Source organism: Afipia sp. P52-10, assembly GCF_000516555.1.
Lineage (GTDB): Bacteria > Pseudomonadota > Alphaproteobacteria > Rhizobiales > Xanthobacteraceae > P52-10.
Map to the genome: position 1 here is coordinate 244633 of NZ_AZSJ01000007.1, position 22326 is coordinate 266958.

Sequence of the window (22326 nt, forward strand, 5' to 3'; positions counted from 1 at the left end):
CATGGCAGGGAAAATCTCGGACGATCCGGACAAGATCGTAGCCGGAACGGACAAGCTCGCTGGCGCCGCAAGTGGCGCGAACTACGGAATCCTGATTTCATCCGTCGCCACTTATCTGGGAGCCTGACCGAAGCGCTCACGAATAAGACGATCAATGCGGCGAGCAACACGATCAGCAATCTAACGACCGCGATGTTTGCCGCGAACGTCATCGACAATGACGGCTCGTTAGCGGCGAATAGCTCGACAAGGTTGCCGACGCAGGCCGCCGTGAAGTCCGCAATCGACGCTCTGCTGAATGCAAGCAACGCCGAGCAGTTCAAAGGGTCGATCGATTGCTCTGCGAACCCGAACTACCCAGCCGCTGAGGCCGGATATGTCTATCGCGTAAGTGTGGCGGGCAAGATTGGAGGGGCGTCAGGAATCAATGTTGAGGTCGGCGATCGTTTGCAATGTATCGTGGACGGGTCGGCGTCTGGCAATCAGGCGACCGTTGGCGCGAACTGGTGGATCACGCAGGCAAACATTGACGGTGCTGTCGTCGGACCGTCAAGCTCTGTAGACAATGTGTTGGCGCGTTTCGACGGAACGTCCGGAAAGGTTATCCAAGGATCGCCGGTTGTCGTGGCTGATACGACTGGGGCGCTTTCGCGATCAGGTGGGGGCGGAGTCCCAGTTCAAGGCACCAATACGAACGATAACGCCGCAGCCGGCGATATGGGAGAGCATGTATCTGCGTCGCGCGGGTTCGGCTCCGCATTGGCACTTACGTCAGGGGCTGCTGCCGACGTAACGTCTATCTCTCTCGCGCCTGGGGATTATGAGGTCGTTGGAGCCGTTGCCTTTTTGGGCGATGCTGCAACCAGCTGTAGTGTTCATCAAGCAGGCATTTCAACGGCCAGTGCGACGCTTCCCGGGACTGGCCTTTTTGCCGCCTTCACCAACGGCGGCACAATATTCACGACTGGTGCAGGTCCGGCCTACAACGTGGGCCCCGTCAGAATTTCGCTAAGCGTGACGACCACCATCTACTTCGTAGGGCAGGCTGTATTTAGTGGCGGCACCATGTCCGTCTACGGCTCAATCCGCGCGCGTCGGGTTCGATAGCGCATCTTGGTTCCTACATGAAAGAGAATGACAAATGACCGATCTGTCGGCAGCTGAGGTCTTCCGCGACTTTAACGTACAGAGCCTTCCGGCAAGCGGCCCGCATAAGCCGGTGAAGCGCGAAGTTGTGGCGCTTCTTACGGGGATGGATGATAGAATTGCGGCAGGCTTCGCCGCATCGGGCTTGGGATATGTGTCGCGAGCGGCTCTTTTTGCGAATCTGGTCCCGGTTGCGAATTCGCTTGCTCAGGTCCGCGGGGACGGCACGGCTGCCTACAACGGCTATTACAAAAAAAAATCGGTTCCAGTGGAGTCGGGTCGTGGTTGCGTATTGCTGACCTCGCAGGAGATTACGCTTTGATCGTAACCGGCGGCACGCCGAACGCGATCGAAGCAACCGTCATTCCAGGTCTTCCGACTGCGCCTGGACAGCACATCTACATTCTTGTGCCGACTTCGACGAACACGGGGCCCGTCACGATTTCCGTTGAAGGCGAGCCCGCCGTTCCGATCAAAAGCACCTTCGGGACCGATCTCTCAGCGAACTCGATTCTGGCGGATGTGCCGCAGCTCTTGGTCTGGTCAGTTGACCACTACGCACTCTTGACGCCGGCTGCGGTTGATGCTGACGCGATACTAGCCACCGTGGTGGCTGCGAAGGATGACGCGGAGGATGCCCGTGATGCTGCGGTCGCAGCCGCAGCTGGCGTTAGCCTCCCGTCCATCGTGAGCGGTAGCGCCGGCAAGGTGCTGCAGGTTAATGCGGGTGAGACGGCGCACGAGCTGGTCTCTGTCGCTGATGTGGCGGCGCGCACCTTTGGCCTGAAGGCGCTTCTGTCGGCGGCAGACTGGGCGGATGTGCGAGATGCAACGAATGTCCGCGATATCGCATCCCCGTTGAATGCGCGCATTGCCGAGCTCGCTGGAACCTACCCGGGCTGCACGATCGATGCAACCGCGTGGCGAGGTGAGACGGTAGCTGAAGTTGACCTGTTTAATGGTATTACCGCGGCGAATATCCGCCTGATTACCGGCAAGCTTACGTTGCGGAAAGAAATGAACCAAGGTGTTGCTGGCTCCGGTGCATTCCGGCGGCCATCGTATCTCCATTGGGAGATGCATGGCACTGTCATAAAGCCGCTAACCGCGATCACTGGGAATGTTGCCAGCCCGAACGATTCTGAAAAGTCGATGGTGTCGAGTTGGCTTGGACAGACGACTGGTACCGGTGCCTTCAACCAAAAGACGGTCACGGTCGATAATCCGGCAATCTTCAATGTGGGTGCGCGTATTGCCATCGAAGGACTCTCGGCAGATTCGACGGTCGCCTATAATCTATCGGGTAACATCGACTCCAGTACTTTGACGATCAATCTGAGCGGGAGCACTTTGCACACTATCAATGGGGGGCATGTGTACGTTCAGATCGACAACGAGATCATCCTAGGCGCGATCTCTACCGGAGGCGTGATGACGGTTGCACAACGTGGGGCAAACGGCAGCACGGCTGCATCCCATACTTCCGGAACGCCGGTTTACTGGAGCAACTCTCTTGTCACTACCGTCATGTCGGTTGTTGGTAGTGTAGTAACCGTATCTGACGCATTTCCAAATCACTTCACGGATGCGGTGATTCACGTTGGAGCCATCGGACACAAGGTGTCTGGTGAATATCTCATCGACGGAGAATTTGATGAAGGGACGGGCAGTCCATCTGCGTTCTATCAATGCATGGGGTCTGTGCTGAGCACTGGCTGCACGGTGTCAGGTCGCGGAGTTCTCCGTCGCGCGCCGTTTGCTGGCCTGTTCGAATATGCCTCAGCTTACAATAAGATCAGCTTGGATGAAGTTGCGACGATTGGCCGGCCATCGTCTAACCTCGGGGGCGGGATTTGGATTTTCGGCCAGAATCTTCGAACCAAAGTTCGTTGCGCGCGACTCCAGAATACGGTGAATGCATGCTTCATAGACGACAAGTCTGAAAGCGCTGGCCTGTTCGGTCTTGAGCGACCGAACAATCAGTGTTCGATTAGCATTGAATGTGCGACAAACCTTGCCAACGGATTCGGTATCTCTGGGTCCCGCGACAGCCGTATCCGGTTTGGCTTCCTCAGTGCCGACGTCGCCGGAACGATCAACAACAACGAAGGTCAGCGAACGTCGCTCCTTCCTGACATTCGGAACAATGTCGTAACGATCGAATCCGATGCATGTGGTTCAGGGGCGAGCGGAGACGTTCTGAACAAAGACGGAAACCGGGTTCGGCGGTTATCTCTGAGTGAGTTTCTAACTCAGGTTATGCTCGGCTCTACCAACATTCCTGCCAACGGTGCCAATGATGTCAACTTCAGTGTCCCCGGTTCGAAGGTTGGGGCCGCAGTAAGTGTGACGCCTCTCTTCGCCCCGCTCGGTGGGATTGCTGTCGCCTATGCTTACGTAGTGGCGCCGGACTCGGTGAAGGTCGGCTTCACTAACTCGAGTGGGGGAGACCTTGCAGTCGCTGGAAATCTTTTGATTTCGGTACGGAATGGATAGTCGCACTCAATCAACCCGGCCGATGGCGATGCGGCGAGCGAGGAGTCCCCAACCTAGTGCGGGGAGCGGCCAGAATATAGCTTTCGTGGTCGCGACCAAAAATAAGCAGAAAGCGCCAAAATAGAGTGTTGCAAGCCAGAGAGGGTCGTTTTTTCCTTTCAAGACGATCTGATGAGCGGCGACCAACGGAGGGGCTGCGCAAAGCGTAACGTAGACCAGAAATGCCACAATTCCGAACTGCCTCCATGCAGAGAGGGCATTGTGGATGTATGATCCGATCGGGTAGTTATTCTTTGTCTGACCTCCATAGACGCCGAAAAATGGGGACGATTTGATGTCGTCCCATCCGCGGGTAAGCATCTGCTTTCGGAACGACCATGACTCAGATTGCGACAGGTCGATAATCGTCGTTTGTCGCGCAATATCGAGAGTGTAATCGGACGATCTATCGTGCTGCATCTTTGGTGGTGCGGTGGGTTCATCGGTCTTTGTCGGTGGTGCGGTGGGTTCATCGGTCTTTGTCGGTGGTGCGGTGACATGCTTCTGCTGTGCCCCAGAAAGAACGTCCGCGATGAGTGGAGGCAAGTAGAGTACTGATACAGTCAGCGCGATCAGGACGACGAGTCCTGTTGCGACGGTCAGAAAGCGTCCTCTAATGGCTGTAACGACAATCCAGATCAGAACAAGAAGGCCATATCCGTAAAAGTCGCTTCGTGATCCAAGAATTAGAAGGGTTGTAAATCCAACTGCCAACACTACTGGCTCAATCCAGGAGCCCCAATTAAGGCTTAGGGCCAAAATGGCAGTGGCTACGAATGCAAGCGCGAATCCTTGGTATTCCGCAACTCCAACTGGTGCGTTAAAGCGCTTGGTGGCGATGAACTGGAGTGTTTGTGGATCGATGGCTACAATCGCAAGTCCAGCCATCGCAAAGAGGCAGATCGTAGTGGCATTGCGTAGTGTAGCTGCCGCAGAGACGAAGTAGCCTATAAGGTAGAGTGAGACCAGGGTCACAGTGGTTGTTGCGGCGTGTACCGCGACTGCCGGGTTTCGCTGAAAGTCTTCTCCAAGAAAGTAGTGATAGACGATACAAAAAGAAATGATCGCAACGAGAGTCCCAAACAGTGCGTGTATCGTTAACTGCGTCCCGGCGATCGGCTTTGAAAGCAGAAACGTAACTCCAAGCGACACCGCAGCCGCTAGACAGCCAAGGATAAACCATCCTTTTATCGCCAGGGGAATCAGGCCAGCGGCAGCAAAGTAATGGTAGAAGTAGTAGCCGGGAAAAACTATAAGGAAGGCTGCAAGAGCGAGTTTTTCGGCAAACCTGCTTTGGGGGGCGATGGGGATTATTGTCATCTCGATTCTTGAATGAGCGTTGATTAGAGGCGATTGTTAGCAAATTTCCATGTGGGATCAACATGCGGGTGCTCTACGTTGATGGGGTGGGGCCTTTTGGTGGCGCGTCCCGAAGTCTATTCGAAGCAATCAGAGCTCTGCCTTCCGGCTCTGTTGAAGGCTATTTCCTAGCTGCGGAAGGTACGGCACTCGATTACTACCGGCGGGTCGCGAAGGACGTGGTGGTCACGCGCGGGTTAACGCGCTTCGACAACACGCAATATAGCCACTATCGCGGTGCTCGCTGGCTCGTGCTGCTGCGAGAAGCTTTTCACATGCCATTTACGCTTGCTTGCATCCTCCGCGCAAAGGCGAAGTGGCGTAGTGTCGATGTGATACACGTGAATGAAATTACAGAGATCATTCCAGGACTAATCGCGAAGACGCTGTTCCGAGCTCCGGTGATCGTTCATGTAAGATCGCCGCAGCGTAAGGATGAGCGAAGCATAAGGTCGAGAGCAATTCATTGTCTGCTTCGTTCGAATGTGGCGGCGGTGGTTGCGATCGACGAAACGGTCAGGTCGTCCCTTCCGGCCGATATTGATGTAGATGTCATACATAATTCATTCACTCCTCTATCCGACGTCCAAGATGCCGACTTTCGGAACAAGTTGGGCCAAACGCTAACCGGAGGGCTGTTCACTGTTGGATATGTTGGCAGTCTGCATACGTTAAAGGGAATAGAAGATCTGGTTGAGGCGGCAAAGATCGTTTGCAGCAGGCGGGATGATGTTCAATTTGCCATTGTCGGTGGAGTAACTGGTAACGACCGAAGCGCCAAAGCGAAGATGTTAGGAGCGTTTCGTTTAGGTCAGAATGTGGCCACCAATGTTATAAACAAGGTCCATGCATATGGTCTCGGATCGCGCTTCCATTTGCTGGGGCCGACAAACGACATAACATCCGCTTATAATGCGTTCGATGTTTTGGCCTTTCCGTCGCACTTGAACGCGGTAGGGAGGCCCGTTTTTGAGGCCGCGTTTGCAGAAGTTCCAAGTATCGTCGCAATAAAAGATCCTAAGCCGGATACCTTGGTGCATGGAGAAACCGGCCTTTCCGTTCCCGATAAATCCCCTGAAGCGATTGCGGATGCAATCTGCTTTCTCGCAGATCGGAGAGATGAAGCGGCGAGGATGGGACGGAATGCCCGGGCACTTGCAGAAATAAACTTTGGCGCAAAGTCAAACTCGGCACGTCTTCTGGAGATTTATCGTCGGGTGCATCAAGGCGAGGTTGCCGGAGGGGCGACACGCCCAACCACATAGCTTTCGTTTTCGTAAGTCGTCTCAATGGGAATGTTGCCATTAATGCGTCGTCGTTCGAATACGAAGTAGCCTATGCGATACTTGGTAGCCAAACGTTCGAACCATTCTTTGGGCGCGCTGTAGTAGACCCGTCTTACATCGTCGGGTATTTCCCGGCGTGCAACATTTGGGTCCATGCTTAGATAATTATTGAGATCCAAGCCGAACTCCGAAAATCGGCGCAATCCTTCATCAAAGGTCGTCTTATTGGAGTTGTAGGCGAAATTTGTGTAGAGCCACTCGCGCAGCGATCCAAACGAGGGACGATGGGAGAACTCTCGCCATCCGTAAGCGTGGGCGGGATCCGGCATGAACAGCGCGTTTGCTGGAGTATTTCTGCGAGCCCATTGTTGAACGTCGAGGTAATCGCGCGCGATTTTGATGGCGCTTGGGGAGGATAAGCCGAGATTGATCGTCGGTGCGTAGTAGAGAGCACCTAAGCAGAGGAGGACCATAAGCGCCGTCCGAATGCGAAGCACGAGTGCTGCGACGATCAGAATAGCGGCTATTGCGAGGGAAATCACGGCGGCCGAGCTAACGGCATCAGCTCCAAAGTAGGCATCCCGGATGTGTGAGGTAAGGAATCCTCTGGCGGCAAGAGAGGCCACTACGACGGCGAAGTTCGCGTAGAGAAAGAAATAAACGATAGAGCGCTGGCTTCGGAAGTCTGCTCGCCAACTATTAATGGCGGACGGTAACGTTAGTGCTGCTGCCAACGCGGCTGGCACACCGAATGACGTGCCGAAAGGTAGGAGCAGAACTAGGATGGCTAGGACAGCTAGTGCGATCTTTTGATTGAATGCATCTCGCCACAGTCCGGCGACCACGATGATCGCTCCGAAGAGTAGTAGGATCGTGTTTGCCCGGTGGATGGCTAGCTTTATGAGGAAGGGAGAATCTGAGTACTCGGAGATAAAGATTCCGGCGATGGTCATCGCAGCAAGCGATAAGAAACCGATGCCTAGCTGCCGATCTAGGCCGGAAAGTGAGGCGCTATCTTTGTAGAGATACTTTCCGAGCAACAGCAGAAAGCCAGTCTGCGGGGATAGCGCCATAAAGTAAAGGTAGCCGAACATTCCTGTCGAGATTGGGAACCAATGTGATCCCATGAAGCGCGTAAGGCCGATGTACAGATCTGCGGGGATAGCGCCTCCGGACAGTCGCGCATCGTGCATCGTGTACGCAGTCCAGCCCAGGAAGATGATGGAGAAAATCAGGGCTGACTGGAGGAGCTCCGAAAGCTTGTATCGCTTCAGATCGGCGAGAACGGCTGAGCTAGCAAATGCAAGCATGAGCAAGCCCAAGATCGGGTGTGCGGTTCCGGCAAGCGCTAGTAGGAATGCACCGATACGTGTCCGACCAACGATAAGGAGGGCTGCGCCTGCTAGACCAGGGCCATACGCATAGCTGTAAACGGACCCGTAAACTGGGTGCCACCACATTGAGAAATTACAGTTGATGAGACTGCTCGCGGTCAGCGTGATGGCGACGGCCGCTCCTTGGGCAGCGGATGAATTGGGCCTGAGCAAGTGCGTAGCGATCAGAGCTCCAACTGCAACGGAAATGATCTCGAGAAATAGCATCACTTTGAATATCCCGATGCCGGAAACGCCGAGCTTGCCGAGGATCGGATAAACCAGCATCGGAAGAGATTTCAGAACTTCCGCTTCACCATTCGGAAAATCGGCTGCGAACGGTGGCGTGCCGGATACCTGGTTCGCGAGCCAAGAGGGGGAAAAGCCGCTGAAAGCAGCGCTCTCTACCGCGACGTGTGCGCGCGTCACCCAGACGACGACGGCAACAAATAGAATGGCGGCAATGGCCGAGAGCGCGCAGAAAGTGGGATCGGTTTCGAGAGTCTGGATTATCCGGTTAAGGCGGTTCTCTGATCGTTGTGCAACTCGTGGGTCTACTGGTTCGGGGCGCAGCATTCGAGACGTTGTCATGATCTGTGCGGTCTGAGACGTGGCCACAGGGACCTGAATCGGTTCTCCGAAAAAACGTACAGAGTAATTGGCCAGAACAACCCGCCGAATGATGCCAGTGTCGTGAACAGCGGTGCGTTAAGGACGACCATCGTGAGAGGGGACATCAGAAGGATGACGAGGCGAATATCCCAGCCTGAACTGCAGTAGTCGAGGAGCTTCAGCCATGCGGCGAATACTACGCTCACCGCGAGAATGCCCATCCATCCCGCGGCAGCGACGCCATCGCTAGCGAAGAAATGGGCGTTATAATTGAAATTTTCGTACCCGATCATGTGCCGACCTACGATCAAGCCGAGTTGCGGCCAGTTCGGATCGCTTAGCAATTCAATAGGCTTCGGGACAAACATGGAGATTCCGCGAACGTGCGACCACCATGTCAAACGTTCGCCGGAGAACGTCTCAGCGTAGCTCGATAGTGCCAAACCGGGCAGCCCGATTGTCCGCAGAATGATGAATTGGGATTGTCCATATAACAGAAGGTGCTGATAGAGCAGATATGATGCTGCAAGGCCCGTTGCACTGAGAAGAATGAGTAGGGAGTTGCTTCTCAGTGGCCTCCAATTTGAGCAAAGCGCAAGGAATAGGATGGTCATAACGACCGGCATGCAAAGGGCGGTTCGCTGTGCGTCGATGAGGTAGTTGAGGACGAACCCGCCCAACGCTGCAGCCAGATACAGGTAATTCCTCTTCAAGAGGCCAAACGCAAACAAGCCGGGGCAAGCAACATTCAGATAGTAGGTTCGCGTGTACGCGAGAACCGCACCGCTCGCCCTTCCAAGCGCCCGCTGTTCATACGGTGCGTCAGGAGGGGCCCAACTTAGAATTGCGTGGTGCTGATAGAACAGGACCACGGTCGCAATCGAAAAGAAGACTGCAATTAAACTCTCAAGCGGAACGCTGCTGATCTGTTTCCCGGTCGGTTGCGGCCCCGATCGCGCGATGTGGCAGCAAAGACAGAACCCTGCTGTCATTGCGAGCAGGGATGGAGCGTGCTGGCTGAAACTATATTCGGTAAGGAGCGCCGTTACCACCAACGTGGGAACGATTACAAGGACGTAGACAAGGGAAACGAATAGTCCGGATGCGCGGTCAATGTAGTGAGGTAGAACAGCCGCCTGGAGAGAAATCAGGACAGCGACTGCCGCAAACGTGATCGCAGAAGGCGGGAAGAATTCGAAGCCGTAAATTTTCCAGTTGTGGTGAAGGTACCATCGGTAGGCGACGAAGACGACGGCAGCATAGACGAGAGACAAAACAATTCTTGTTGCGGCGCTCGAGACGATTTGATCGGCGCGATAGTGAAGCAAATTGAGCATTTGAAATCTTTGAATCGCCAAGAAGTAGCATTGACAGAAGTGGGCGGAAAAATGAACCCGCGTGCAATAGCATGGTCGATGCACTCATGGCTACTCTTGCAACCTGGTGAGGATCAATCCCCCGAAAGCGGATAAGTCGCTGCCGAATTTGGCCGGGTTCCACACACTCCGATGATACTGCCGATGTGGGTCGTCTGAGCTCTACGCGCTGATTGCGCCAAATGTCACTTTCTTAGCACCACGGAGACATCGATGGCCTACACGGTCAGTCGGATCATTTCCGACGATACTTTGTCGCGCATTATTCAGATCGAGAGCGCCGGCAAGCCGACAGCGAAGGCGCCGACGTCAAGTGCGACGGGGCTGGGACAATTCATCTCCAGCACGTGGTTGGCCGTCGTGCGGAAGCATCGGCCGGCGTGGGCGGTCGGAAAGTCTGACAGCCAGCTTCTGGCGCTTCGTACCGATCCGAAGTGCTCAATCGAGATGCTGGCTCGGTTCACTGAGGACAACGCCTCATACCTGGGCGCAGGATATACAGATGGTGACCTGTACCTGGCGCACTTCGCAGGCGCAGGGACCGCGAAGAAGCTGCTGCGAGCGTCCGGGTCCGCAGACTGCGCGTCCGTCTTCTCGTCAGCGGCAATCGCCGCCAATCGTTCGATCCTCTCCGGCAAGACCTGCGGCCAGGTCCGCGCGTGGGCGGCGAGCAAGATGAAGGCGGCCGGCGGTCGCAACTGGGTCGCGGTCTATATGGCTGGCGCGAAGCCAACTGTGGCGCCCGTGGTCAAGAAAACCGCGGCTGCCACGACAGTAACCACGACAGCAACAACGACGGCCGCCGTCCAGCAGGGCTGGTCGGCCGGCTCAATCCTAATGGCAATCGGCATCACGTTTGTCATCGGCGGAGTGATTGGGGCTGCGGTCTATTTCTGGCCGCGCAAGACGCTGATGAAGGTCGAGGAGGGGCTTAAAGATGGACTTTGATTGGAAGCCGCTAGCCGGGGCGGTCATTAAGGCTGGTGCGCCGATCATCGGCGGTGCGCTTCTAGGGCCGCTCGGTAGTGCTGCGGGCGGGATGCTGGGCGGTTTGCTTGCCGAGGCCCTTGGCGTCGAACCGACGCCAGAGGCGGTTGGGACCGCGATCCAGGCCGGTGATCCTGCTGTGGTCAGCGCAGCGCTCAGCGCAGCCGACCAACGTGCCATCGCTCAGATGGATATGATCGTTAAGGTCGCGCAGGCCCAAGCCGATGTCGATAGGACCGCGATCGAGCAGATCAACGCGACCATCCGTGAAGAAATGAAACCCGGCGTCGTGTCGTGGTGGCATTGGCGCCATCTGCTCGGATTCGTGCCGGTCATTCTTGGCATCGAGGTGGCTGCACTTCTGCCACTGATTGTCTTCGGTAAGATCACGCCGACTGACATGGCAGCGGTAATCTCGGCCATCACGCCATTTCTTGCGATCGTCGCCGGCCTTCTCGGCTATGTAGCGATGGACACGTCTCGCCTGAAAGCACTTGCGGTGACTGGCGAAGCCCAGCCCGCGCTTGGCTCAGCCATCGCGAAGGCGGTTCTCCCGTCGAAGAAGAAGTGAGCCGAGAATAGCCATCGATACCACGTTGAACTTAGGCAATATCCTTACGGCCGTTGTCGCCATTGTTGCATTTGCGGTGGCGTTCACCCAACTCGGAGGTCGGGTTGACCTTTTGAAAACCGATATGGGCGGCCGGATGGACGTGCTCTCGCAAAGCGTCGGAGCCGTCGAAGAGACATTGAAGGGCCAAGGCAACGTCGCGACGCGAGTGGCGGTGCTAGAAACGCAGAACGCTGCCAACTCGAAACTGATCGCGAATCTATCCGACGAAATGGCCGACCTGCGACGCGGCCGCGGCTTCGTGCAGAGCCGCGGGCCCGGCGGTATCGACGGCGAATATCCATAGACGGCCCGATTCTGGACCGTCCTTCTCCCACAATCTGAAAGCTTCACATGATCCGAACCGTCCTAGCGGCGGCGCTTGCTGCGCCGTCTCCGGCTCGCACGTCCCGCGTAACGAACCTCCGGAACAGTCGCAGCGTAACGGTGTGCGTCAACGCCCGCGGCCCATTCGTGCGCGGCCGCTGTATCGATCTGAGCTATGGCGCGGCCCGCGCTATCGGCATGGGCGGCAGGGCGCCGGTGCGGGTCGACAGGTGATCATGCTCGAGGTCGGCCTGCCGGTGATCGGCGTGCTGCTGGCCGGCTACTTCCTGTTCGAGTTTCGGCCCTAGCTGCGCCGTACATCCGCCGTCGCGAGACGGCTGGCAGGCCTCGGGTCTGTCGACGCCTCCCTGTGACTGCCCGCGCCTCAGCCCAGCGCTGGGGCGGGCTTTTTTCGCTGCCACCGACAGAATGCGCCATGACCTATTACGTTACGCTCCCGTTCGCTCGAACCTCGGATGCTCCTGATTGCCGGCGATACAGCCCAGAACACATGGTAGCCATGCAATATGAAATGCTGCGAATCGCCGCCGCTAACGTTTGACCGAAATCGGCATCCCGTCATGTCAAGTTAATTTTCGGACAATTTTCCATAGGATCGCTCGCGATTGGATGGTATCTCGGGGGATGCTCCTTGGTGTGAGCGCCATCTGTTGCTTGATGGCGATCGTTACCACAGTGAATGTGTGGTCTGACCGCGATCGTCGCTTGGCTGCGGCGCATCAACACGCTGAGAGCCTCGCTCGCGTGCTCGATGAGCAGACGGGCGCGATGATTCTAGGAACTGATCTCGCACTCCTCGGAATTGCCGAAAGCTTACGACGTCCAGAAGTCAACCGGGAACACGACCCTAACTACGAGAATTGGTTGCGTCGCCTGCTCGCAAATCTGCCAGGGGTACGCGCTCTGTTTGTCATCGGTCCTGATGGCTTCATCATTCAAGACAGCGATCAGGATACACCGCGAGCGAATCTCTCCGACCGAGACTACTTTCAAGCGCACAGAAGCACGTCCGACCGAGGATTGTTCATCGGCAGGCCACTGGTTAGTCGGTCTGTGGGCACTTGGTTCTTAGGGCTCTCGCGACCAGTCAACACAGTGGAGGGCGCATTCGGCGGGGTGGCCGCCGCTGCATTGGAATTAAGCTACCTTGAGCGTCTATATCGGGAAACGCGGCTTGGACCGGATGATGTGATCCCTTTAGTCAATCCGGAGGGCGCCTTGATCGCACGAATGCCAGCTGCCGACGATCGCGTCGGGAAACCTCTTATGTCGGGACAGAGTGGGCTGGTACAGGCACTCGCTCGCAGACTGGAACGTTCGAAGCCGATAGCTTGATCGATCAGAAGCCCAGGATCTTTAGCTACCGTAGAGGGAGCAACACCCGCTGATTGTCGTAATCGGCTTGTCTCGCGCTGGCGTACTTGCAACTTGGCGGACGAATGCGGTGATTACAATCGTCGCCACGAGCGGCGCGTTCATACTGGCGTCGCTTCTGCTTCTTTTAATGATATGGCACGAGAGGCGAGAGGCATCAATCAAGGCTAGAGCCGACGAGGCTGCCAAGTTGGAGGCCCTAGGTCGGCTCACCAGTGGCGTCGCGCACGATTTCAGAAATCTCCTCGCGGTGATCACTGCCGGATTTCGGCTGCTCGCTAAATTCACCCGCGGCGACGCGCGTGCAGACGAAATCATTCAACAGGGACTCGCGTCCCTGGATCGTGGCTGCAAGTTAGTCGATCAGCTCCTAAGCGTTGCTAGGCCGCAGGCGCTGCTAATACAGGAGGTCGACATAAACCGCCTCCTAACTGAGAGCGCGACGCTGCTCCAAAATGCAGCGCAATCGCGAGCTAGCGTCGAACTGAGCCTTGATCCCAACCTCCCGCTGTGCCGCGCTGACCCCGCTCGCCTCGAAGCTGCTCTGCTAAACCTTATCGTGAATGCCAGGGATGCGCTCGGTGAGCGTCACGGCTCGATCCGTATTTCAACGAAAGGCTGCGACGAACCAGTTTTAGCTCAGGATGGCCTTGAAGCCGGAAAGTTCGTTTGCTTGAGCGTCCGCGACGACGGTCCCGGTATGCCGAAGGAGATTCTCCGTCGTGCCATGGAGCCATTCTTCACGACTAAAGGTGACCGTGGCACGGGACTTGGCCTGTCTCAGGTTCATGCATTCATGCGAGAGATGGGCGGTGACATGATGATCGAAAGCGAAGTCGGAGTAGGAACGGCCATAAATCTTCTTCTGCCACGGGCCGAGCGTAGTGCACTGACGGAGCGCCTGAGTTGGCCAACGACGACGCGCCGATCCTTACTGGTTCACGGCGGCCGCCGATTACGGCGGGCTGATCTACCGTTCTTTTGGTACACGCGCTCAGCGATCCCGAGACGGCGGGGTGTTGCGTTTCGATCGCTTTGTGCGCCGACCAGCGGCTTCCGGACCATTGCCCAGTGACTTGATCCGTTCTGCATCCTCTGGCGTTGCCGGGTTGTAGACCACCATCGTCAAGTCGGTTCTACCGTCGACTGAAAAAGCCGAATATTCGAGACTGAGAGAGCCGATCGCCGGGTGGCGGATATGCTTGACGGCTTCGCCGGGCGCTCCGGTAACTTCATTGGCGTGCCACATCGCGCTGAACTCCGGACTGAGCAAGCAGAGTTCATCGACAAGGGGCGCCACCTCACTGGCTGCTCCCGCACGCGCGACTTCGACACGGAATGCACCGACCACATGACGCGCCACGCTTTCCCAGTCGTATTGCGCCGCGCGCGCATGGGGATCCAGAAAGATCATTCGCAGGATATTGCGCCGGTGCGGCGGCAGCGAGCCGTAATCGCCCAGCATAAGGGTCGCCGCACGGTTCCAGGCGATAACATCCCAGCTTGCCGTTCTGATTACCGCTGGGCTCGGATCCAGCGCGCCGAGCACACGCTGGAGTCGGGGTGTCACGCTGTCATTTTTCCGGTAGCGCACCTCAGGCGGGCGGCCGAGGCCAATCAGGAACAGGTGCTCACGTTCAATATCCGTGAGCATGAGCGCGCGCGATATCCGATCGAGCACATCGGCCGAAGGCGCGCCGCCGCGTCCCTGTTCGAGCCACGTGTACCAGGTCGAGCTGATATTGGCGCGCTGCGCCACTTCCTCGCGACGCAGGCCGGTGGTGCGACGGCGCTCCAAGGAGAAGCCAAAGGCCTTCGGATCGAGTTTCGTCCGCCGGTCTCTCAGATACGTCCCAAGTGCGTTCGCTGTGACTGAAGGTTCGCCCATCCTGTTAGCTATCTTACCATGATAATGTCACTACTTTAACAGGATAGAAATTGGGCGCAAATTGTCTTCATCGAATTGGAGGCTGCTCATGCGCGTGTTTGTTACGGGTGCGACCGGGAATATCGGCTCAAGGGTCGTGAAGGAGCTGATTGCGGCGGATCATCAGGTGATCGGCCTTTGCCGATCCGAAGACAAGGCGGCCGCATTGGCCGCGGCTGGAGCCGAAGTTTACCGAGGATTGATCACGGATTCCGATCGTCTGAAGGAAGGCATCGCGCGATCCGACGGCGTCATCCATCTGGCCTTCAATCACGACTTCTCGAAATTCGTCCAGAACTGCGAGGATGATCGCAGAGTCATCAAGGCGCTCGGTTCGGCGCTTGCGGGCTCGGATCGCCCATTGATCGTCACCTCCGGAACTCCGATCGCCAACACGGTGCCGGGCGAACCTGCCAGGGAAGACAATGCGACTTTCGGATCCGATATCAATCCGCGCGCAGCCTCTGAAGAAGCTGCTGCCGCAGTGGCCGCAGAGGGCGTCAATGTCTCGGTCGTGCGGCTCCCGCAAGTCCATGATCCGGTAACGCAGGGGCTCATCACTTACGTCATCGAATTGTATCGCGAAAAGGGCGTGTGCGCTTATGTCGGAGATGGTCTCAACCGCTGGCCTGCGGCGCACGTTCTGGACGTCGCCCAACTTTATAGGCTGGCTATCGAAAAGGCGGAGCCGGGCGCAAAATATCACGCCGTCGCTGAGGAAGGCGTGCCGGTGCGCGACATTGTCGAAACCCTCGGCCGGCGCTTGCAACTGCCCGTCAAATCCATTGCTCCGGAAGAGACCCAGTCTTTCTTCGGCTGGCTCGCGATGATTGCCGCGCACGACATGCCGGCCTCCAGCGCACAGACGCGGGAAAAGCTGGGCTGGAAGCCCAAGTCACACGGACTGCTTGCCGAACTCGAAATGCTGGAAGTCCCCTCTCGCCAATAATTGCGGGGGCACGATTGCCTCGAATGTTGAGGATTCGGGGGTGTCGCCGACGCAGATCAGACGGCACCTCCACCCGCTCTGAATGTAAGAAATCCACCATGACACCGATGCTTCATTCACCTGACGGGTCGAACTGCCGGCGATTCCACAGCGAAGATTAGTTTGCGGACAGGTTCGACCGTGCCAGTCCCTTGGCCATGCCCTCGGCGAGCTTCGCCATGAGACGCACCAGTTCGTCGAGGTCCTCGCGAGACCAGTCGCGGAACAGTTCCAGCGCCATAGTCTCACGGGCGGCATCGAGAGCGTCGGTCGCCGACTTTCCTCGCGGCGTGATGATCGCCTCGCGCACGCGCTTGTCCGCCGTCCCGGGCCGACGCTCGACGAGACCGAGTTCTTCCAGTCGCGCCACCTGGCGACTGACCGTCGTGTAATCACGGCCAACCCTGCCGGCGAGATCGACGACCCCGATCGGTCCCTTGCGCTCGACGAAGACGAGCAGAGGGAAGAGCGCCCGTTCAAGCGTCAGGCCGGCCAACGCCAGCAACTCATCGTCCCGTTCCGGCCGGTTCATTACCGTCACGATCTCGAGCAGTGACGCATGCAGGGAGGGAAACAGCGCCTTGATATGTGCATTATGCACTTTGTTTGTTGACATCCACCACGCCTCCATAGATATGTGTATTATACACATAGGAGGCTCGATTGAAAGAGCAAAACCCACCTGCGGTTCTGATTTGCGGCGCCGGCGCCGCCGGCCTGACACTCGCGATTGACCTAGCGAGAAGAGGCGTGCGGTTCCGACTGATCGAGAAGCTGGACCGACCGTTCGCCGGCTCGCGCGGCAAGGGCATCCAGCCCCGTTCACAGGAAGTATTTGAGGATCTCGGGGTGCTTGACCGGCTCGTTGCCACCGGCGGTGTCTACCCGCCGCTACGCGAGTATCATGATGACGGCGGCCACACAGATATTGTCCTCGAGGTCGAACCGCCGACTCCGGCTGAGCCCTACCATATCCCCCTCATGCTCCCGCAGTTTCTGACCGAGCGAATGCTACGCGATCGCCTCGTCGAGCTTGGCGGCAACGTCGACTTCGGGTGCGAACTGGTCCGCTTCGAGCAGGGCAAGGATGGCGTTACGGCGCGTCTTGTCAGCCCCGCCGGTGAGGAGATGGTTCATGTTCGATATCTGATAGCGGCCGACGGTGGTCGCAGCTTCATTCGTAACGCCCTGGGCATCGACTTTCCCGGCAAGACACTCGGGGCGCGAGCGATGGTGGCCGATGTCGATCTGGTCGGGCTGAGCCGTGACGCGTGGCATCAATATCATGTCGGCGACAAGCGGCAGCTGATGTCAATCTGTCCGCTCGCCGGGACCGATCTGTTCCAGATCCAACGAGCAATCCCAATCGAAGGAGAAGCGGACCTCTCCGCCGATGCGCTCAACATCATGGTCGCGGAGCGAACCGGACGCGACGATATCCATGTTTGCTCGGTGTCGTGGGCTTCGGCCTATACGATGAGCGCGCGCTTAGCGGATCGCTACAGCGTCGGCCGCATCTTCCTGATCGGCGACGCCGCGCACGTCCATCCGCCCACGGGCGGGCAAGGCCTCAATACGAGCGTTCAGGATGCTTACAATCTCGGCTGGAAGCTGGCGGCGGTGCTAGGCGGCGCGCCTGATAAGCTGCTCGATACCTATGAGGAAGAGAGGCGGCCGGTGGCGGAAGAGATGCTGGGTCTCTCAACCCGGCTGCTCGAAGCGCAGAAACGCGGCTCCATGCGCCGCGGACGCGAAGTCCATCAACTAGACATCGGTTATCCGGAATCGGCGCTCAGCTTTAATCCATCGCCTCGGTCCGGCATCCTCCTCGCGGGTGACCGAGCGCCGGACGCGTCGCTGCGCGGGGCGGCCGGTTGCCCCAGGCGTCTGTTCGATCTATTCGCCGGTACGCACTGGAGCCTGATTGGTTATGAAACGACCCACGAAATCGCGCGTCCTCGAGGCGATCTCCGCATCCATCACGTTGGAGTCGGACACGAGCTTGCAGATGATGGAGGCCATTTCTGCGACGCCTATGGCCTTATGCCTGGCGAGTGGGTTCTGATTCGGCCTGATGGCTATGTGAGCGCGATCTTCGGCTCCGATGAAGCCGGCGCGCTCGAAGGCTATCTCGAGGAGGTGGGCCTGGACTAAGGTAGGTCATCGAACTGCCGCACGCTATCGCCAATGCCATCGGCCAATATCCGGGCTACTACGATCGCGGCTGAGCTTGCGGGGAGGGCCGCTCTCTGTGTGGCCCTCTACCTCAAGCGGATTCACGTGAGGGCTGCTCGTCGACGACACGCGCTTCGCCGTCGCGCAGGGCAGTCCTACTGCAATGGAGTGCCGCCGCGGCCATCGTCGGGCTTGCGCCTGCGGAATTTGAAGAGCCCGCGCTCCTTTTCCAGCACCCGCCGATAATTCCGCGCCGGCATCGGTGCGACTCGTGCCTCGCGATCGAGCTCTCGCAAAGCCTCAATGATGTCGTCAAAGCGGACGACCTTCTTACCGTCGGGCGTCTGCCGCAGCGCCGGCGCGGCTTCCACGGCGCAGGCATCAGAAGCCCATGAGGCAAGGATCGCGCGTTTCTCGTTCAGGGTGAGATCTGGATCGCTTAGCACATCCCTCGGATGATCGAAGGCTGCGGCCGGATGCAGCAGAGAATCAAGATTTAAGACGTCATCGCTTTTGTGAGCCATGGTGTCCTCCGGTCGTCCAACATTCCTCGCTTTCGTTGGTTCTTGACGGCGGCTTTCGCCGGGCGAAAATCCACTTAGGAGTGGAACGACCTTTTTCAAGAGGGAGCCCAAAAAAATCTATTCAAGAAGGGTGGGAGCTTTAGGTGGCTTTCGCAACGCCAATATGAAGCTTTACAGGCCCTCGTCGAGCCAGGACCAGTTAACGGCGCGCTTCTATGAAGCCGGGAAGATAGTCTCTGCCGTGTGCCTCAGCGAAGGATCTGGCCGCGTTCGCTGAAGGCGGTGGACGCTGCAGAAGTTATTCGGGCACCTGCTGGCCGACGGTTGCGGATGAGGCCGCAGATGGGGATTTCACCGGGGCCTCATCCGCCTCACTCGGCGTAATGATGGCTGCGACATCGGCGGCCATGGTTTCCAGCAATGCGATCTCATCGTCCTTCAGGATACGCGGTTCAGTATCCAGAATACACAGCGCCCCCACGATAAGGCCATTGGACACGCGCAGTGGCGCACCGGCGTAAAAGCGCACGTCCCACTGCTTGATCGTCTCATTGTCGGCAAAACGGGGGTCGCGCTGGATATCCGGAACCATGAGTGACTCGTTGTTGCCGACCACATAGTTGCAGATCGCATGTTCGCGGTCCATCGGGAGCAAGGTCCCGGCATCGTCGGTGACCGCATTCGGGAACGTTCCACTTTGTCCCACGAAGTACTCGCGGTTCTTGTCGATCGTGGAAATCACGGCAAGGTTGGTGTTAAAGACATCGGCGGCGCGCTTGGCCAGCGCATCCAGCGCATCACGCTTCTTGTCTTCCAGCACTCCGGTCGCTTGCAGCGCGTCCACACGTTCGGCGTCGTTGTCCGGTAGCGCGGCCTCCTGAGCCGCCTTTGCTTCTTCTGGATTAAGAATTCGATGGATACGGAGAACTGCCTCTTGCACTGACGTCACGACTGCATCGGCTTTGAGTGCTTCAACGGATTCGTCCGTCAACAACTCTTGCGGCGCGTTCCATAGCGCCAGAACGATGCGCAAGTCCGGCCATCGTCGCCGCAGACGCTGACAGGCGTGGCGCGCAGGGATGGCCGGACTCGAAGTGAAGTAGCTAAGACAGACGATATTCGCGCCTTTCAGATCAAGCTTGGCAATGTAGTCGGCATTCACGCTGGCAGGGGGTTGGACATCCGCGGCGATTCCTTGGATGGCGAGCGCATGGGCGAGCATCTCGCCTGCTGCAGCATCGATCTCCCATTTTCCTCCGATGCACAGGACCACAGGTCTTGCCTCCGGGCTGAGGGAGGAAGGGTATTGATCTCTCAGATCGTCGAGCAGTGTATCCATTCCGTTTACCAGGCGCAGCCGGTGCTCGGCGCTCGCATTGCGAAGATGTTCTTGGCTTGCCAGCCGGAGAACTTCAATGCCGGTTGTGTCATAGAATGAAACGACCGAAGACGTTTCGATCTCGGTGCTCGCGATCTCGACAGCTTCGTCGACGTCATTTGCGATTAGTCGTTGATAGATGCGGACGGGAACATCTAGCGCAGGCGCAGAGCCCAGCATGGTGTCGAGGAATTGCAGTTGGGGCAGATTACGTCCGAGGACCAGGAGACAGACCGTGAGGGGCGTGGATAAAATAAGCCCCACAGGCCCCCATAGCGCTGTCCAGAACATCGCCGCGGCGATCAGCGATATCGCTGACAGACCGGTGCTGGTGCCATAGAGGAGCGGCTCGACAATATTGTTGCTTGCCAGCTCGAGGATAACAATCAACGCAATGGTCCAGAGCAGCATGCTCCAACCACAGTCGACGGCAAAGGCGAGGGCGATGGGAAAGATCGCGGCAAGTAGAGGGCCGATATAGGGGACGAAGCGCATGGTTGCGGCCACGGCGCCCCACAGCAAGGCGCCTGGCACACCAATGATCCAGAGGCCGAGAGCGAGTGGCACGCCGTAGCTGACGTTTACAAGCAATTGCATCAGCAGATATTTGCTGATGCGCGCGCCGGTCTCCTCGATGGCATCGGTTGAACGATGAAAGTTTTCCCCCAGCAGGCGCAGGAATCGATCTCGAAGATCGCCAATATCAAGCAGTGCCAGAAAGACGAAGATAAAGATGATGCCAGCGGTAGCGAGCGGCTCCAAGGACCGCAAAAGCCAAGTAGATGCCTGTTCAAACGGCGATTGAGGCGTGGGGACGACTTCGACGCGCTCTGGACGTGGGCCGTCGGCGGGCTTCTCGTCCTTCGACTCGACCTCTTTCTGAACTCGTTCGACGGTTTTCAGGACACCATCGAACAATCCAGGCGCCTTGAGGTTCTCGCGCAGATCCGACAGCTTTTTCAGCATCGTTGATTGATAAGCCGGAAGCTCGACCGCGATCGAACGGACCTGTGCACCGAGAATGATGCCTAAACCTGTCAGGGTGCACAGGACGATTACCATGACGACGCTGGTTGCGAGCAGCCTCGGTAGGCCGCGCCGTACCAACCACGTGACCGCCGGGTTAAGCGCGAACGTAATCAGGAACGCAGTTGCTAGCGGAATCAGTATGTCACGGCCGAAGTACAGGCCGACAATGATGACCGCGGCCGACACCAGCGCCGCGGCTAGCTTCTTAATGTCTAGCTCGCCCGAAGAGATCGCATCACCACGGTCGGATCGTGATAGCCCTGTTCGTCGGGACGCATTGAACATGTTGCTCCGCCCTTGACCACGGAAAACGCCATAGCTTCCTCTAAGTTCCGGTGCGCTTTAACGTTATCCGGCGGGCTCTTATTGTCCTTCGGAGGGTGAGATCATGAGCACATGGATTCATCGGCGATGTCGGCAGGCCTATGCCGTAGATACGTGTAATCGCTCAGCCGAAGGCGGCATCATGCTGGCGCAAAATCGCGAAAACCTCGGCTTTTTAAGGTTATCGTTTGCTTGCGGTTGTCGGTGACATTTTTCTACGCTTGGTAACGAGAGCGGGCGAGCTTTCTTCCGTCCCCCCCCGGAAGCTTCGCGCGCATAGCAGTCCGATCCGATCCAGGATGGGTCCTGATCGGACTGCTCATTTCTATGGGCGGGGCCGTTTCGATCAGGGGATTGGATGGCTTTCAGATAACGTCGCCTTTGGACTGCTGCCTAAAAATATTGCTTGAAGGTACTTTCCTTAAGAGCAACAAATCAGAGCGCCAAGAATTGAGCTCCCGTATATTGATATTACGAGGAGCGGACGATGACCGCGTCCGGAAAGCCATTTTTTTGTCCGCGGAAGAGATTGAAGATTTGATCCGCGAGTGCATTGCCCGCGCTGAACGATTGCCCGATGGCCAGGCTCGAGATGAATTACTCGCCGAAGTTTCGCGCTTGCGAATGTACGCATCTGCGAAACGCTGGATTGCCTCACCAGGCTTAAGGCGTGGAGCCTGATGTTGGACTATCTCATCTCAGTTCCTGATCCGGAACAAACGTCCTATGAACATCGTTATGACCGTCGACCCGTCTATGGAGGGATCAGCCCTGATCGCCGTTGCTCGCTCAGAGACCCAAAAGTGCCGGCGATCAGGGTCTCCAAAGTTTCGTGTTCTTCAGGAGCGCTGGTTTAGGCCGGCGCCGCGGATCGCCTCGCGCTTTGCCGTGGCCATTGTGGTGAAGTAACCGCGTTTCTGCTTGATGATCCTCATGACCCAGGACTTGCGCTGCGCACGCCGATGGTCGCGCTGT

General features: G+C 57.5%; 21 protein-coding genes. 13 read left to right on the forward strand and 8 right to left on the reverse strand.

Going from position 1 to position 22326, the window contains the following annotated elements; all coding sequences use genetic code 11:
- The first annotated feature begins 1 nt into the window (after position 1).
- From X566_RS25480 to X566_RS18405, 4 genes are all read left to right on the forward strand, one after another.
- Complete coding sequence (locus X566_RS25480) at positions 2 to 127, forward strand: hypothetical protein (protein WP_275451032.1); 126 nt, start codon at positions 2 to 4, stop codon at positions 125 to 127.
- A 65-nt stretch (positions 128 to 192) separates the two neighbouring features.
- Positions 193 to 1107, forward strand: a complete 915-nt coding sequence (locus X566_RS24065; RefSeq protein ID WP_051444332.1) for a hypothetical protein — start codon at positions 193 to 195, stop codon at positions 1105 to 1107.
- A gap of 34 nt (positions 1108 to 1141) precedes the next feature.
- Complete coding sequence (locus tag X566_RS18400) at positions 1142 to 1468, forward strand: hypothetical protein (protein WP_034470314.1); 327 nt, start codon at positions 1142 to 1144, stop codon at positions 1466 to 1468.
- Positions 1432 to 3642: a hypothetical protein gene (locus X566_RS18405; RefSeq protein WP_152539972.1), complete on the forward strand. Its 2211-nt coding sequence runs from the start codon at positions 1432 to 1434 to the stop codon at positions 3640 to 3642. The genes X566_RS18400 and X566_RS18405 overlap by 37 nt, the downstream gene beginning before the upstream one ends.
- Positions 3643 to 3648: 6 nt before the next feature.
- On the opposite strand, the gene X566_RS18410 is transcribed toward X566_RS18405, so the two are convergent.
- Entirely contained in the window at positions 3649 to 5001 is a 1353-nt protein-coding gene (locus X566_RS18410) for an O-antigen ligase family protein (RefSeq protein WP_034470318.1), read from the reverse strand.
- A gap of 62 nt (positions 5002 to 5063) precedes the next feature.
- Between X566_RS18410 and X566_RS24445 the strand changes: the two genes are divergently transcribed.
- Positions 5064 to 6305 (forward strand): glycosyltransferase family 4 protein, encoded by a 1242-nt coding sequence (locus X566_RS24445; protein ID WP_081740316.1) that lies wholly within the window; start codon positions 5064 to 5066, stop codon positions 6303 to 6305.
- On the opposite strand, the gene X566_RS18415 is transcribed toward X566_RS24445, so the two are convergent.
- Positions 6263 to 8275 carry a hypothetical protein gene (locus X566_RS18415; protein ID WP_034470322.1) on the reverse strand — a complete coding sequence of 671 codons (2013 nt, stop codon included), beginning with the start codon at positions 8273 to 8275 and terminating at the stop codon, positions 6263 to 6265. The genes X566_RS24445 and X566_RS18415 overlap by 43 nt on opposite strands.
- 11 nt (positions 8276 to 8286) lie before the next feature.
- Positions 8287 to 9648 carry a hypothetical protein gene (locus X566_RS18420; protein ID WP_034470325.1) on the reverse strand — a complete coding sequence of 454 codons (1362 nt, stop codon included), beginning with the start codon at positions 9646 to 9648 and terminating at the stop codon, positions 8287 to 8289.
- Between the two features lie 252 nt (positions 9649 to 9900).
- On the opposite strand from X566_RS18420, the gene X566_RS24070 reads away from it, so the two are divergent.
- The 5 genes from X566_RS24070 (at position 9901) to X566_RS18445 (ending at position 12967) form a co-directional block, all read left to right on the forward strand.
- Positions 9901 to 10635, forward strand: coding sequence for a transglycosylase SLT domain-containing protein (locus X566_RS24070; protein WP_051444333.1), 735 nt, complete (start codon positions 9901 to 9903; stop codon positions 10633 to 10635).
- A gap of 91 nt (positions 10636 to 10726) precedes the next feature.
- The gene (locus X566_RS18430; protein ID WP_152539973.1) at positions 10727 to 11245 is read left to right on the forward strand and encodes a hypothetical protein; all 519 of its coding nucleotides are present in this window, start codon (positions 10727 to 10729) and stop codon (positions 11243 to 11245) included.
- A 25-nt stretch (positions 11246 to 11270) separates the two neighbouring features.
- A complete protein-coding gene (locus X566_RS18435; protein WP_152539974.1) occupies positions 11271 to 11591 on the forward strand; it encodes a hypothetical protein in 321 nt (106 codons plus the stop codon).
- Positions 11592 to 11638: 47 nt separating this feature from the next.
- Positions 11639 to 11845, forward strand: coding sequence for a septal ring lytic transglycosylase RlpA family protein (locus tag X566_RS24450; RefSeq protein ID WP_081740317.1), 207 nt, complete (start codon positions 11639 to 11641; stop codon positions 11843 to 11845).
- Positions 11846 to 12256: 411 nt separating this feature from the next.
- Entirely contained in the window at positions 12257 to 12967 is a 711-nt protein-coding gene (locus tag X566_RS18445) for a cache domain-containing protein (RefSeq protein WP_034470334.1), read from the forward strand.
- Positions 12968 to 13205: 238 nt separating this feature from the next.
- Here the strand turns inward: X566_RS18445 and X566_RS25485 are convergent, their stop codons facing one another.
- On the reverse strand, positions 13206 to 13328 hold the full coding sequence (locus tag X566_RS25485; RefSeq protein WP_275451033.1) for a hypothetical protein: 123 nt from the start codon (positions 13326 to 13328) through the stop codon (positions 13206 to 13208).
- 186 nt (positions 13329 to 13514) lie between these two features.
- On the opposite strand from X566_RS25485, the gene X566_RS25600 reads away from it, so the two are divergent.
- Positions 13515 to 14081: an ATP-binding protein gene (locus X566_RS25600; RefSeq protein ID WP_409337844.1), complete on the forward strand. Its 567-nt coding sequence runs from the start codon at positions 13515 to 13517 to the stop codon at positions 14079 to 14081.
- Here the strand turns inward: X566_RS25600 and X566_RS18455 are convergent.
- A complete protein-coding gene (locus X566_RS18455; RefSeq protein ID WP_051444334.1) occupies positions 14001 to 14894 on the reverse strand; it encodes a helix-turn-helix transcriptional regulator in 894 nt (297 codons plus the stop codon). The genes X566_RS25600 and X566_RS18455 overlap by 81 nt on opposite strands.
- An 88-nt stretch (positions 14895 to 14982) precedes the next feature.
- Between X566_RS18455 and X566_RS18460 the strand changes: the two genes are divergently transcribed.
- Positions 14983 to 15882 (forward strand): SDR family oxidoreductase, encoded by a 900-nt coding sequence (locus X566_RS18460; protein WP_034470339.1) that lies wholly within the window; start codon positions 14983 to 14985, stop codon positions 15880 to 15882.
- A gap of 157 nt (positions 15883 to 16039) precedes the next feature.
- Here the strand turns inward: X566_RS18460 and X566_RS18465 are convergent, their stop codons facing one another.
- Positions 16040 to 16537, reverse strand: a complete 498-nt coding sequence (locus X566_RS18465; RefSeq protein WP_051444476.1) for a MarR family winged helix-turn-helix transcriptional regulator — start codon at positions 16535 to 16537, stop codon at positions 16040 to 16042.
- A gap of 47 nt (positions 16538 to 16584) precedes the next feature.
- Here X566_RS18465 and X566_RS18470 point away from each other — a divergent pair, with 47 nt between their 5' ends.
- Positions 16585 to 18075 (forward strand): FAD-dependent oxidoreductase, encoded by a 1491-nt coding sequence (locus X566_RS18470; protein WP_034470342.1) that lies wholly within the window; start codon positions 16585 to 16587, stop codon positions 18073 to 18075.
- Positions 18076 to 18251: 176 nt separating this feature from the next.
- Here X566_RS18470 and X566_RS25180 read toward each other — a convergent pair whose 3' ends face one another.
- Both X566_RS25180 and X566_RS18480 read right to left on the reverse strand, forming a co-directional pair.
- Positions 18252 to 18719 carry a hypothetical protein gene (locus tag X566_RS25180; protein ID WP_193786193.1) on the reverse strand — a complete coding sequence of 156 codons (468 nt, stop codon included), beginning with the start codon at positions 18717 to 18719 and terminating at the stop codon, positions 18252 to 18254.
- A 199-nt stretch (positions 18720 to 18918) separates the two neighbouring features.
- Positions 18919 to 21312 (reverse strand): AI-2E family transporter, encoded by a 2394-nt coding sequence (locus X566_RS18480; RefSeq protein WP_034470344.1) that lies wholly within the window; start codon positions 21310 to 21312, stop codon positions 18919 to 18921.
- Positions 21313 to 22326: the final 1014 nt, after the last annotated feature.

What these genes read in the sequence shown, in the direction of transcription:
- X566_RS24070 (WP_051444333.1), top strand. Translation starts at nt 9,901, where the DNA reads ATGGCCTACACGGTCAGTCGGATCATTTCCGACGATACTTTGTCGCGC.
- X566_RS25480 (WP_275451032.1), top strand. Translation starts at nt 2, where the DNA reads ATGGCAGGGAAAATCTCGGACGATCCGGACAAGATCGTAGCCGGAACG.
- X566_RS18430 (WP_152539973.1), top strand. Translation starts at nt 10,727, where the DNA reads ATGCTGGGCGGTTTGCTTGCCGAGGCCCTTGGCGTCGAACCGACGCCA.
- X566_RS18460 (WP_034470339.1), top strand. Translation starts at nt 14,983, where the DNA reads ATGCGCGTGTTTGTTACGGGTGCGACCGGGAATATCGGCTCAAGGGTC.
- X566_RS24065 (WP_051444332.1), top strand. Translation starts at nt 193, where the DNA reads ATGTTTGCCGCGAACGTCATCGACAATGACGGCTCGTTAGCGGCGAAT.
- X566_RS18415 (WP_034470322.1), bottom strand. Translation starts at nt 8,275, where the DNA reads ATGCTGCGCCCCGAACCAGTAGACCCACGAGTTGCACAACGATCAGAG.
- X566_RS18445 (WP_034470334.1), top strand. Translation starts at nt 12,257, where the DNA reads ATGCTCCTTGGTGTGAGCGCCATCTGTTGCTTGATGGCGATCGTTACC.
- X566_RS18455 (WP_051444334.1), bottom strand. Translation starts at nt 14,894, where the DNA reads ATGGGCGAACCTTCAGTCACAGCGAACGCACTTGGGACGTATCTGAGA.
- X566_RS18465 (WP_051444476.1), bottom strand. Translation starts at nt 16,537, where the DNA reads ATGTCAACAAACAAAGTGCATAATGCACATATCAAGGCGCTGTTTCCC.
- X566_RS24445 (WP_081740316.1), top strand. Translation starts at nt 5,064, where the DNA reads ATGCGGGTGCTCTACGTTGATGGGGTGGGGCCTTTTGGTGGCGCGTCC.
- X566_RS18480 (WP_034470344.1), bottom strand. Translation starts at nt 21,312, where the DNA reads ATGTTCAATGCGTCCCGACGAACAGGGCTATCACGATCCGACCGTGGT.
- X566_RS18410 (WP_034470318.1), bottom strand. Translation starts at nt 5,001, where the DNA reads ATGACAATAATCCCCATCGCCCCCCAAAGCAGGTTTGCCGAAAAACTC.
- X566_RS18400 (WP_034470314.1), top strand. Translation starts at nt 1,142, where the DNA reads ATGACCGATCTGTCGGCAGCTGAGGTCTTCCGCGACTTTAACGTACAG.
- X566_RS24450 (WP_081740317.1), top strand. Translation starts at nt 11,639, where the DNA reads ATGATCCGAACCGTCCTAGCGGCGGCGCTTGCTGCGCCGTCTCCGGCT.
- X566_RS18420 (WP_034470325.1), bottom strand. Translation starts at nt 9,648, where the DNA reads ATGCTCAATTTGCTTCACTATCGCGCCGATCAAATCGTCTCGAGCGCC.